Genomic DNA, 13152 nt, shown 5'->3' on the forward strand with positions numbered 1-13152 from the left:
ATTGATTTTATTTTGCCGGACTCATCTTCAATAGCACAACGCCGTGGTGGCGAATATCCGTTTTGAATGCTCCCGTAAAGTTACCAAGGTCTTTTTGCCGCCACACATCCCTTAGATTAAAACGTCCATTAATACCAGCCTTTGTGAAGTCAAACGTGAAAGTTTTTGCGGGTTCGTCGCCCCACCGGAAGTACGATTCGGGTGTTTTGCCGAAATCACCGACGTTAAATAAGCCTACCGCATACGAACCGTCTTCGAGCGGTTTAAGCCAGACCTGAACGCCATCGGTTTCCTGCACGAGCCGGGCCGACTTACCGAGTGGGTCCTGGTCGATAGCAATTACCTCGTCGTTGGTGAGCAGGTTCAGCGTAAACGGATCGAGTTGTTCAATTGGGCAGCCGATCAGTAGGGGAGCGGCCAGCAAACTAAACAGACTCACGTGGCTGTATTGCTCGTCGGGCGTAAGTCGAGTGGGGTGTAGTTGGGTTCCAGTGGTTACGTTGCCGACAATCATCATATCGGGGTCGTTCCAGTGGCCGGGGCCGCCGAAAGGTGCCCACTTGTCGAGTGTAAATGCCGACACAAAGAGGCTGTTCCAGCTATCGCGAATGTCGGGTCCAGTGCGGTAGCTGTTGGTGAGCCGCGCCCAATCCCGGACGTTGGCAAACGGGGCCGAATTGGAGATGCTATAATGAATATCTCGCCCCGATTGTTTCAGAGCAACGGCCATGCGTTCGGTCGATGGCACCTCAATGCGCCAGTCGTATTTGAGGTAGTCGATACCCCATTCGGCAAACTGCCGGGCGTCGTTGGCCTCGAACCGATACTTGCCCACATACCGATACGACCGCTTGTTGGCGATAATCTCGTCGGTAATGTGACCATCTTCAAAATCTGACGACCCTCCGACGTAGCCCGCGTAACTGGTAATCATGGGCGTTGAGTAAATGCCCGTTTTCAGCCCCAGCGAATGAATATAGTCGACCATTTCCTTGAAGCGCGGGAATTTCTCGTTCGGTTGAATGGCGTTGAGCGGCCCTCCGCGCTTACCCTGCCAGGCATCGTCGATGTTGATGTAGGTCCAGCCATGATCGCGCAGCCCCATCTTCACCAGCGCATCGGCAGAGGCTATTACTTTTTCCTGATCGATGTTGCGTGCCCACGAATTCCAGCCATTCCAGCCAATAGGGGGAGTAAGCGAAATCGTATCGCCAATCTTGATTTTCAGGGTTTTGGTCGTTTTACCCAGGGCGTTTTTAGCAGTAAGTTTGGCCTGATAGGTGCCGCGTTGGGCTACACTACCCGTAATGCGTCCAGTTTTTTCGTCCAGCGATAGGCCCTTGGGCAAGCGATCAACGGCAAATGTCATGGGCCGGTCGCCGGTGGCAGCGATGGTATACAGAAATGGATTGCCCGGCCTTGCGCCGAAAATGCCGGGCGAGTTGATGCGTGGTGTTTTTGGCGAAGGTGGGGTCAGGATGTACCGCTCATCGGTGTTGGGGATGTTTTGGGGGAGGTGGTTGCCCTGCATCACCAGTTGCGCGTTGGCCCAGTTTGAATAGACTTTGGTGCGGCCTTCGTCATTGACCTTCACCAACAGGCCCAATCGCTTGATGCCCGTCAGGTTCACTTTTACGGCTTTGGGTGCATCGCCGAGTCGCATTTCTCCGCTATTGAACAGGATGTTACGGTCGCCGATGACGTAGAAGGTATGGGGTAGATTTTTATTGCCTTTGTCGTCTACGCCCGCCAGAGCTGAGAACTCCGTAGCCTTGCCGTCCAGAAAAAACGCCAGAATGCTGGTGGCGTTGACGCCCACGCCGTGCGTAAAATACTGCCCGTTGATGAGCATGGAATCGCCAGCCGCGTTGGTTTTGCCCAGCACCGCCGGAATGCCCTCTGAAAAGGATTTGATGTTGATCTCGTCCAGCCAGATGGCGCGGGTTTGCTGCCCGAACGTGGCGGTGGTCAGGCAGCAGAACCCTGCCAGTAAAAGTTGGTTTAAACGCTTCATCTATTTACCAGAAACTCGTTCAGCAATCATCGTTAATACGGCTTTGTCGCTCCATTCCTGCCCATGCCCCGCCATTGCCGTAAACCGGACGGTAGCGTCTGACTTCGGATTTTCGGTTTTGTCGAGGAATTTTTGCAAAAACCGGGTGGCTACGTTGGAGTACAGCCCGTCCATATCGCCCATCCAGATATAAATTTTGCCTTGTAGTTTGGGGCCGAGGGTTGTCCAGTTGCGTTCCAGAACCTTCTTGAGGTCATATTTTTCCCACTGTTTGGCAATGGCGTGGTCGATTTCGCCCGTAACCGGATCGAACATCAGCGATGGTAAGCCGTCTTTGCCTTTTGGCCCGAAAACGGCGTTGTAGGCCCCAAACTGTCCGCCCGAAATAAGGTAGTTGCCTGTGCGGCTGGCCAGATTTTCGCCCGCTATCCAGTCTTTCATCGAGAACGTTGGTTCCCCATAAATCGTCCGGCGACCGGGTTGTAAGTAGCCGTACCGATTGTAGAAAATGGTTTTGTCTTCGTAGATGTTAATGAGGCCGTAATGCTCAAAATCAACGGGATCGGGACTGTACGACCAGGTGCCATTAAAAAAGTCGGGGTAGAAAATCTGTAAGCCCAGCGACACCCAGCCACCCGTTGAATTGCCGGTCAGAAAGCGCATTTTTGACGCAGGCTTATAGCCAACCTGCCGCTCAATTTCGGGAATTAGTTCTTCGGTCAATGCCCGACCACAAGGGCCATTATTCTCCGAATCAACCTGATACGTGTCACCATACGGCCCCTGCGAATCCAGAAAAACGTAAATGACCTGCGGAGCCGTTGGCGTAAACCACCAATCTGCAAACTCTTTGTTGCCCAGCACTGTATTCACGGCCGTATACCGGCCATTCAGGCCCGGAATCCGGTAGCAGATCGGGTACGTTTTGCCCGGATTATCGAAATAACCCGAAGGCAGCAACACAGCCGCTTTCAGAACGCTTGGGCGACCCCGGAAGGCTGTGAGCAACTGGCTTTTGATTTCGACCGTTTTGACAAACTTGTTGCTGACAATAGTCCAGGGCGGAATCAGGGTGTTAAGCGTGAGGTTGAGACTAAGGTTAGCCTCAACCTGTACCGAGTCGATGGTGCTGTAGAGGTTGCCCGGTACGTTTTCCTGTGCGTCGTCGGGATTCTGCTTGTAAACGACCTGAAAATAGTATAGGCCCGATGGGTTGTCGCCCAGCTTATCCAGCCCGACCGAAAGGGCCTCTTTCGCTTGTGTATCCATCAGAAAGGCGGTATTACCGTCCCAGTTTTTTGGGGTAATGCCCACCGTAATTTCGGAGCGAGTACGGGGTTCGCGCTCCTTTTGTTTCGTTACGTGCAGCAGCAGTCGGCCACCATTCAGAAACGACGGCCGGAGGGCAGGAGCCACCGAAACGTTGACTTTCCACGACACAGGAACCTGTGCATTGGCTGTATTGACGATTAGCCAACAGGCTAGTAGGACAAAGACGATGTGTTTATTTTTCATGGGTATAGTGGGTTGTGTATTTAATTAAACTACCCGCTCCGTTTGCCATTCATATACTATTTTTCCAAAGACATCGTGGTGGTGAAAAGCAATCTGGCTTTTGCCTCCGACCCGCTTAATATCCACCGACAGAAAACCGCCTTTTACCAAATGAAAGCGGTGATAGGCTTTGTCTTCGCCGGGGGAGCCGCTCGCGTGTTCATCGCTGGCGGGGCCAATGCTGAATTCGTGCAGGCCCGTCTTGGGATGTACCGAGTGGTATTGCCAGTGACGATCCCCACAGATGACAAAAAAGTTGTCGGGTACATTTGCTTTCAACCAGTTACGGATTTCGTCGCCTTCGTGCGTAAAGCCCGTGTTAGCGTGATTGTCGTTTTTCTTGCCTCGGTCGGGACCAACCAACGGGGTAGGACTAATCAGCACTTTCCAGGTCGCCGAACTTTCACTAACAGTTTTCCTGAACCATTCTTTCTGTGCTGACCCCCAGATGGTTTTGTCAGGGCCATCGGGCATGTCGTTGTCGGAGCGGAAATCCCGGCCATCGGTCAGCCAGATTTGCAGGTCTTTCCCCCATCGGAAAGTTCGGTAACTGAGCCCGGTTGTCATGGGGGCCTGCTGATGGAAAATGCGCTGCCCTTCGGCAAACGTAAATTCGCCCATGCTGCTGCCGGGGCTAGAGTCATTGTCGAGGGTATCGTGGTCATCTTTGAGCCAGTACGTACCCACGTTGCGGTTGAACTCCACCAGCCGGGGCAGGCTAAACATCCGTTCCCAATGGTAGCGAGCCAATCGGGGCGTATAGGCCCTGGGCATGTCGTTGTCGTAATACACCAGATCGCCGGTAAGGCAGGCAAAATGCGGGTTAAGCGCCTGCATCGCCGGGTAAATGTTGTGTCCGTCTTTATGGTCGCGGTCGGGGTAACCCTGGCAGGTCATCAGGCAGAAACGCAAATCGCTGGGCGTGTTGGGTAACGGTGCTGTTCTGAATTTGCCTTTGGCCGTTGTAATGGGCTGTTTGCCTTTCTGAACGGTCGATTCGCTGGCGTAGTAATAGGTACTGTCAGGCTTAAGGTCGTTTAGCGGAAACTGATGAATAAAATCAGTGCTTTCGGATACGCTGACCCAATCCGTTGTTTGGGTTTTGTTCAATGCGGCATCGGTTCCGTAGCGGAGTCGAACGAAACCTGCGGCACCGGGGCAGGCCCCTTCCAGTTGCTCAACGGGTACTTTTACCGTAGGGAGTTCGGTATCTTTATAGTTTTGCGCCCGGCCCGGAATCACAACGCCCTTGTCGTTTCGGGTCGCTACGGCAGTCAGTCGCGTCCAGACAATAGCCGAATGGTCGGTTACATCGCCCACCCGCGTACCCATAGCCTGATAAACAGACGGCTCCGTCGGCCGGACGAACCAATCTGGAACAGAAGCCGCACTCAAGGCCAGGGAGGCACTCTTCTTGACGAAGGAACGGCGGCTTTCGGGTGAAGTATGCGTAAGGTTCATGGGGTTAGGAATGTCTTGGTGGTTTTATTCGCTCTTGCCGCCGGTTCGTTCGCGGACACCCACTTTTTGGGCCCAGGCATCAAACTCGGTTCGTAGTTCGGCCACAAGTTGCGGCTTTTGTTGGGCCAGGTTGTTCATCTCGCAAGGGTCAGTTTTTAGGTTATACAGTTCCCAATCGGCATCTTCCGTGTCTTTCTCCAACTTCCAGTCGGCTTTGCGGATCGCCTTGTTGCCTTCGTGCTCCCAGCAATATGTACGCGAAACCGCCTTGTTTGTACCCCAGAGGTACGACAGGCTTTTTCCTGGCAACGGGTTGCCCGACAGGTCATTGGTTGGTAATCCAGCCAGTTCGAGGCTGGTAGGCACCAGGTCCATAATATGCCCAACGCCTTCGACATAGCCAGCCTTTGGACGAATGCCACGTGGCCATTGCATGATGCAGGGCGTAATCATGCCACCTTCGTGCAGAAAGCGTTTGTACTTGCGGAAGGGGGTGTTCGAGACGTTGGCCCAGGGCGTGTCGTAGGTAACGTAAGAGCCTCTTTCGCCAATCTTTTTGTTGGGGTCGTTGAGTTTGCGACTTTCCATATTTTCGTTGGAACTCCCATTGTCCGACATAAACACGATGAGCGTATTCTCGTACTGTCCGTTGGCTTTCAGGGTTTTAATGAGTCGCCCAATGTTCTGGTCCATCCGGTCGATCATAGCCGCATATACCGCCATTTTACGAACCCACTGAGCTTTGTCGGTCACCGTATTCCAGTCGGGAATATCAGCCGGACGGGGTGTAAGCGGGTAGCGTTTGTCGGCGTATCCCAACTTCTGCATCCGTTGGTAGCGGTTAGCCCGAATCACATCCCAGCCCTGGGCATACAGCTTTTCGTATTTCGCAATATCCGACTCATAGGCGTGTAGCGGGAAGTGCGGAGCCGTGTAGGCCACATACAGAAAAAAAGGCTTGTCGGCTTGTTGCTGTTTTTGCTCATTCAGGTATTGGACGGCGTGATCGGTAAAGGCGTCGGTCATGTAAAAGCCGTCGGCGGGCGGGGTAAATTCTTTGTCGTCTTCCACGATGAAGCGTTTCCCTTTTTCGGCGGGGATGATCTCGTAATAACTTGATGCCCCAGAAATCAGCCCGAAATAGCGGTCGAAACCACGGGTGAGGGGCCAATGCTGCCGACGCTCGCCAACGTGCCACTTGCCAACCATGTACGTGCTGTAGCCTGCCGGTTTCAGTCGCTCGGCGATGGTTGGGTAACGGTCGTCCAGAAAACCCTGATAACTCCCCGGCTGAATAGGCGCATTGGGCATCGTCACCATCAGGCCCATCCCGGCGGTGTGTGGGTATTGCCCTGTAAGCAGCGAGGCACGGGTGGGGCAGCAACGGGCATTGTTGTAAAAACTGCGCAGTTTGATGCCATTAGCCGCCAACTGGTCCAGATTGGGTGTGCTGACTTCTCCGCCATAGCAGCCAATGTCCGAAAACCCCATATCGTCGGCCAGAATGAAGATGATATTAGGCCGTTGCTCCGCGACTTTCGGAGGTTGAAAGGAAAGGAGGGTGCTCAGCATCAGTAACCCAATAAATAGGGAGACTACTGTGAGTCGGTTGTTAAGTATGCGTTTCATGTTTTATCGCGTTGACCTCACCCCCGGCCCCTCTCCTGAAACCAGGAGAGGGGAGACGTGAACAGCTAACTTGTATTTGTTAAAAAAACTTTGAAATGCAGTTAAAGAAGTTTATTTGAGATTGACAAAATCGTCTGGTAAGCCTCCCCTCTCCTGGTTTCAGGAGAGGGGGTAGGGGGTGAGGTTAATTCCCCCATGCTTTATTCGGTTGTGCGCCCATTGTGAGTTGCAGTTTACCCCCGTTCACTACGGTTTCGTGCTTGACCCAGGGGCTGTTGAGTAGTTTACCGTTCAACTGAGCCGACTGGATATAGAGGTTTTGGGCTGAGTTGTTCGTTGCTTCAATCACAAACTGCTTTCCTTTGTAATACGTCGGGTTCAGGCGGAGGGTGATCTTGTTAAAAATGGGGCTGCTGATCTCGTAAAACGGCTCGGGCGAGGTGCCGCCGTTGGTCGAGAAAAGGCCGGTTTTGAGCAGAACCGCGAGGCTACCCATGAGGCCCTGATCTTCGTCGCCACTGTAGCCAGCATCGGGCGAGATGCCGCTATACACCTTGTCGATAATTTGCCGGGTCCAGTACTGAGTCAGCCAGGGCGAACCGGCGTAGTTGAAAAGGTGGGCCGTTTGAATACTGGGCTGGTTACCGTAGTTGATAAATACCCGGCGATACTGTTCCAGGGTTTCTTTGTCGTGCGATTTGCCCGATACAAAACCATGTTGTTCGGCTTTCTCAAACGAACTGTTCAGCTTGGCGGTAAAGGCTTCTTTACCACCCATCAGGTTGATTAAGCCCGGCACATCGTGCGGTACAAACCAGGTGTATTGTGCCGCGTTACCTTCTTCCCAGCCATTGTCGTAGCGCAGAATATCAACGGGTTCGCCCCATTTGCCATCAAGGGTTCGGTTCCACATCCAGCCGATTTCAGGGTTCCAAATATTTTTGTAGTTCTCCGACCGTTTCATGAACAGCGTATAATCGTCGGTTTTGCCCAGTGCCTTAGCCATCTGCGCCAGTGTATAGTCCTGATAAGCGTATTCGAGCGTTTGCGTAGAACCATCCTGATGGAAACCGTAGCGGGTTTTGCTGAGTGGATGCGGCACATAACCCCGTTCGATGTAGTATTCGATGCCCCCGCCCTTGAAGGTGTTGTGTTCGTACCCTGCCTTACTCATCATGCCACCGGGGAAGTGGTTCTTCCGCATTCCCTCGTAAGCCTTTTCGATGTCGAAACCCCGGATTCCTTTCAGATAAGCACTCACGATGAAGGGCGTGGTGGCGGCCCCGGTCATTACGTAGGTGTAGTTGCCACCCGCCGGACCACGCGGAATAAGCCCGCCATCCTGATACATCATCACCATTGAGTTTACAAACGATTCGGTGACCTCCGGGTAAACCAGATGCCAGAGCGTGTTGATGGTCCATTGCGCTCCCCAAAACGAGTCTGAATTATGGTGATTGAATTTGGGTTTGCCGTTGGCATCCAGCGGAATCTGACGGATACGTCGTTCGGGGCCGGTCATGTCGGAGTACTTACCGTTAACGTCCGAGATGATCCGGCGACCTTGCAGGGCGTGCCACAGATCCGTGTAGAAGCGGCTGCGGACGGTATCGGAGCCGCCCTCCACCTCAATCCGACTGAGCCAGTTGTTCCAGTCGCTGTGGCTGTCCTGCACCGTTTTGTCAAAATCCCAGTGAGGCAGTTCGGTTTTCAGGTTCAGCCGGGCCTGCTCTTCGCTAACGTACGAAATGGCGACTTTCATTTTCCGTACCTCGCCCGCTTTGGTTTTAAAGCTCACATAGGCACCGATGCGTTCCCCTTCGATCTGATTATCAATTTTTTCGAGTTGACCTTTACGCCAGCCATTGAACGAGTCGAACGGTTTGTCGAAAACAGCCACAAAATAAACGGGCAGGATTTTAGGCCGACGAACGGTCGGGGCCATGATGGCGTAGCCTTCAATTTCCTGATTACTGATCTTTTTTACGAAACCCTTTTGCGTATCCGACGGGCCCAGAAACGTAGCGAAATCGAACAGGATGTGGTTTTGGTCGGCAGCCGGGAAAGTGTATTTATGAAAGCCGACGCGGGTAGTCGAGGTTAGTTCGGCGGTGATGGCATACGCATCCAGTACGACTTTGTGATAGCCCGCTTTGAATACTTCTTTCTGATGCGAAAACCGTGACCCGTATTGATCGGCTCCCAGATGGCCTTTAAATGCTCCGGTTGTGGGCAGTACAGGCACGCCCGATAGCTGCCAGCCATGAATATGGCTAAAGCACTTGATACTATCGAGGTGGTAGCGATAGCCTGCGCCCCAATCAGCGTTGACGGCATTGTCGGGACTTAAATTGACCATGCCAAACGGGCGACTCGCCGAGTTGAAAAAGAACCACCGCGAATTAGCCGCATCCACAATCGGGTTCACCAGGTCAACTGGCTGCTTTGCCGGTTTCTGCGCCTGAACCTGTAGGGTAAGTCCGGTGAGGCAGAGGAGTATGTACTTATACGTTCTTGTCATGTTGGTAATCACTAATTCACTCAAATGCTTTATTGGTGGTGGCTCCGTTTAGAGGTCTTTGCCGTTTAATAGCTTCAAACGCTAAGGCACCTATTTTTAAACCATTCTATACTTAACGTCTGTACCATGCGAGAAACTATGCTAATCCTGCACTTCATTGGCCTTACTATGGGACTCGGAACCAGTTTTGCCCATGCTTTTCTGTCCATAGCCACCTCAAAAATGCAGGAAGACGAAGCTCGGCGGTTTCAGCTACATAGTCTGGTGTTAAGCCGAATGGGTTATATAGGAATCGGCTTACTTATTGTCTCGGGTCTGTATTTAATTACACCCTATTGGCAGACAATCACTTCGTTACCTTTGCTAATTGTCAAGCTGATACTCGTTCTTGTATTGCTTGTACTCCTTATTCTGATAGGAATTCGCTCAAAAAAGGCCCAGGAAGGTGATGTTTCGGCTCAACTAAAAAAGATTGAACCATTAGGGAAAATGACAATGCTTATTGGCATCATTATCGTAATTCTTGCTGTAAGTGTTTTTCATTAGAATTATGCCATTGAAGCTGCTATCCACATAGTTAATCACTGAAAATTCGATTTCTGGATGGCATTGGCCTCCGGTGCTGGCAGTTTTAGGTTATGCGTACTAACATTCGTCGAATTATTGAGCAGGATAACGGGCATCTCTTTGGCCGTTGGAATCTGCACCTCCGTCAGCGTTGTATTCTTGACATCGTCCAGGACGACAGCGGGGCGGAAATCTGCCTCCTTGTACTGTAAGCGCACATTTTTAAGTTGAATGCCCTCAGCATGGCGCATATAAAAACCCCAGGCCGGTAACTCACCGAACATCGAAAAATCGGGGTAATTGGCTTCATTTTCGGGTACGGAGGTGACCTTATCGAGCGGAATGTGGGCAATGTTTTTATCGGCCCGACCGCCATAGGTGATGGTAATATCTTCGAGAACGACATCCTGAACGGGGTAACCGGGGATGCCGACGATGGACGAAGGAATTAAGTTATAGGGCAACCACGGATGCCCGTAAATATGGAAACTGGATGGCCGTTTGGGCATCTTGTCTTCGCCGGGGCGCAGGTGGTCGGGTGGGCCTTCAATCGGGTAGCCCTGATCGGGTTTGTGGAGGGGCGTTTCAACCGTAACATGGGCGATATACACGCCTTTTAACGTACCTACATGGCCGGTTTTGTTACGATGGCCCCGGCGGATAAAAATGGCGTTTCCGGTATTTTTGGCGTTGACATACTGAATGTCGATACCTTCGAGCGTTCCTCCATCGACCGACTCCAGCGCAATGGCCGAGCGGTAGGTATCAAAAACGGTCAGGTGGCGGACTTTAATGTTCCGAAAACCGCCGTGTGAGGCTGTTCCCAATTTAAACCCGTTGGCACTTGACCGAAGAATGCAACTATCGATGGTGACATTTTCGCAGGCCATAGCTGGATTCTCTGATTTCAGGCAAATGGCATCATCGGAGGCATTAATGAAACAGTTGGTTATCCGAACGTTCCGGCTGTCGGTAATATCCAGACCATCGTTGTTCCAGTAGGCGGTACTCTGCACAGTCATGTGGTCGATGGTTACGTTGGTACACTGCCGATAGTCCTGCACCCACTCCGACGAATTCTTGAGGCTGATCCCCGAAATCCGTACGCCCGTACACCCAAGCATAAACACAAGAAACACCCGGTCGTTGGGGCGTTTCACCCGCCAGATTGTGTCCTGTACCATTTCACCACTGCGCAGCAGCTTAAAAATGTCGAGCATGAGTTCCTGGCCCTGCCCGTCGATGACACCCTGCCCTGTGATGGCTACGTTGGTTTGGTTCAACGCCGAAATCAGGGCGGGTCGACTGGGTTTATTGCTATAGTCGTTGCGTTTGGTAGAGCCAAGTAGCCGTCCTCCTTTCTCAATATGAAGCTCAACACCGGATTTGAGGTAAATAGAACCTGTCATGAAGTTCCCGGCGGGGACAATGACACGACCACCGCCCGTTGAAGAAACCTTATCGATGAGTTTTTGGATAGCAGCCGCGTTGTTGGTTTCGCCATCGGCTACGGCCCTATAAGCGGTAATCCGATAGTCTTTGCGCTGGCTGAAACCATCGGTTGCATACAGTAATAAAGCGAGTAAGAGTAGGTAGTGGGTTTTCATGAAGAGCTAACGTAGGTAAATACGATGGTTAAAGGGCGTATAGCCAGTTACGTAAACCGTTGGCGCGTCCATTGCCGGTAACGCTCCGCGCAACTGAACACCTTTATGTTCGGCTTTGCCGGGGCCGAATTGGATCGTATCGGAGCCAACGGTATACGTGCCTGATTCGCCCGAAAGCAGGTACGCGTTGTCGCGTTTTGGGTGTTTCATAACGCCCGACAGTGTACCTCCCGGCCGGAAAATCAACTCCAGAGCAACGGGAACGTTGTCAGTACCGCCCATAGAGACGTCGATTTCGAGGCCGTTGGCTACTTCCGTTACCTTCACTACCGTTTCAAATCGCTGCACTTCGCTTTGCTGGCGATTGGTTCGAGGCATTTTATCCCAGTCGCCGTTGGGGTCGATCTTATCGGAGGGGAGTGGTTGGAAGTAAGGGCCATCCAACGTTCGGCGCATAACCCAGCTATTGCCCTCCTGTTCAATCTTTTCGGTCTGAAACTGCCCTTTTCCGAAGAACGAAGCCGCTACCCGCATACCTTGCAATACGGCATTGCCTTTGTGGAAGGTAAGCCAGGTTGCGTTGTTCGACAGGAGCGTGCTGTCCCAGTTGCCACGCCGAATGCGTACTACACCCGAATACGGAAAAGCTTTGGCGTAGTTGGTGGGCATGGGTTTGCTGGCGGGTAGCTCTTTCCAGAGGGTTGGGTCTTCCAGGAAATAATCGAGGTATCCGGCCAGTTGCTCTTTGGGGCAGGTTTGTTCAATGAGTCGGCACATGGCGGCCATTTCGCCGTTATTGTCGCGTAGGGCCATGTAGCGGTAGCAGTAATAATACCGCGACATATTGCCAATGGTGCCTTTATCCTGCCGATTGGAGGCTTCGGTGACGACTTCGCCATTGGGGTGAACATAGTAGAGCGTCATCATCAGGTTTCGTCGGACGGGTTCAAACAGTTCGGGTTTATTCAATCCACGGGCCATGATGATTAATGAACGGTCGACAACGGGCGAGTATGTATTCGTACTTTTTTCGTTGAACTGCCCATCTGGGTCAAGGTCGATGTGTTCGGCCAACCACTGATTAATACGGTTGATATAGCGCGGGTCAGGAAATAGTTCATTCAGTTTGGTTAACGCGGCTGACACTACCCAGCGGTGATTGGGTGTATGAATGCCGCCAACGCTGAGCGCATTTCCGGCTTTCGTTAGAAAGGCTTTAATGGCGTCGGTTGCCGAATCTGTACCCTTAAATGGCTTCAGAAACTTATAGGTTGGAACAATATTCTCCAGAACGAATGCTACATCGGGCGTCGAGTGAAAGTTGGTATCCAGTAAATCGATGGTGCCGTCGTCGTGCTGCATGTTCAGTAACGCCCTGGCGGCTGCTTCAATTTCCTTCAATAACTCTTTTGACTGGTAATGACCCGATTCTGGGGTTGCAAACAACATACTGGCCTTCATCAGGAAACCGCTTGTGGTATGCGGATTGGGCATTTCGTAATCGTTCATGTAGCCACCCACAAACCGATTGGCCGGGTCTGTAACCTTCAACGGCTTGTAATTGGCCAGTTGCTGGTCATTGATCGTAATCCAGTCGAGGAGCCAGGCTGGTTTGGTTTGACTTGTACGAGCAAAGCCCTTGAAACCTAGCATTGGAGTAATGGCGAGGGTGCTTGCTCCAAGGGTTATAAAATTTCTTCGGTTCATAATGAAAAGTACACAGTAATTCGATTCCTAGAGGCTTACGAATTGTAGCGGACAGCATCCTGCTGTCTAGCCCTGTGGGCTATAAGAACATT

The 13152-nt window shown here is 52.0% G+C and carries 8 protein-coding genes; 1 reads left to right on the top strand and 7 read right to left on the bottom strand.

Translation table 11 applies throughout. The annotated features are described in order from the left end of the window. Nucleotides 1-7: 7 nt before the first annotated feature. From BGO59_RS10360 to BGO59_RS10380, 5 genes are all read right to left on the bottom strand, one after another. Nucleotides 8-2014 carry an NPCBM/NEW2 domain-containing protein gene (locus BGO59_RS10360; protein ID WP_293683550.1) on the bottom strand — a complete coding sequence of 669 codons (2007 nt, stop codon included), beginning with the start codon at nt 2012-2014 and terminating at the stop codon, nt 8-10. Further along, nucleotides 2015-3529, bottom strand: a complete 1515-nt coding sequence (locus BGO59_RS10365) for an alpha/beta hydrolase-fold protein (RefSeq protein WP_293683551.1) — start codon at nt 3527-3529, stop codon at nt 2015-2017. It lies immediately after the preceding gene. 24 nt (nt 3530-3553) lie between these two features. After that, nucleotides 3554-5029, bottom strand: a complete 1476-nt coding sequence (locus BGO59_RS10370; protein WP_293683552.1) for an alkaline phosphatase D family protein — start codon at nt 5027-5029, stop codon at nt 3554-3556. 24 nt (nt 5030-5053) lie between these two features. Beyond that, nucleotides 5054-6658 carry an arylsulfatase gene (locus BGO59_RS10375; protein ID WP_293683553.1) on the bottom strand — a complete coding sequence of 535 codons (1605 nt, stop codon included), beginning with the start codon at nt 6656-6658 and terminating at the stop codon, nt 5054-5056. Between the two features lie 184 nt (nt 6659-6842). Next, on the bottom strand, nt 6843-9179 hold the full coding sequence (locus BGO59_RS10380) for a GH92 family glycosyl hydrolase (RefSeq protein WP_293683554.1): 2337 nt from the start codon (nt 9177-9179) through the stop codon (nt 6843-6845). 126 nt (nt 9180-9305) lie between these two features. On the opposite strand from BGO59_RS10380, the gene BGO59_RS10385 reads away from it, so the two are divergent. Next, the gene (locus tag BGO59_RS10385; protein ID WP_293683555.1) at nt 9306-9725 is read left to right on the top strand and encodes a hypothetical protein; all 420 of its coding nucleotides are present in this window, start codon (nt 9306-9308) and stop codon (nt 9723-9725) included. Nucleotides 9726-9760: 35 nt separating this feature from the next. Here BGO59_RS10385 and BGO59_RS10390 read toward each other — a convergent pair whose 3' ends face one another. Both BGO59_RS10390 and BGO59_RS10395 read right to left on the bottom strand, forming a co-directional pair. Beyond that, a complete protein-coding gene (locus BGO59_RS10390; RefSeq protein WP_293683556.1) occupies nt 9761-11353 on the bottom strand; it encodes a glycosyl hydrolase family 28 protein in 1593 nt (530 codons plus the stop codon). 6 nt (nt 11354-11359) lie between these two features. Next, on the bottom strand, nt 11360-13060 hold the full coding sequence (locus BGO59_RS10395) for a hypothetical protein (protein ID WP_293683557.1): 1701 nt from the start codon (nt 13058-13060) through the stop codon (nt 11360-11362). Nucleotides 13061-13152 lie beyond the last annotated feature (92 nt).

It is taken from the genome of Spirosoma sp. 48-14, assembly GCF_001898575.1.
Taxonomy (GTDB): Bacteria; Bacteroidota; Bacteroidia; order Cytophagales; family Spirosomataceae; genus Spirosoma.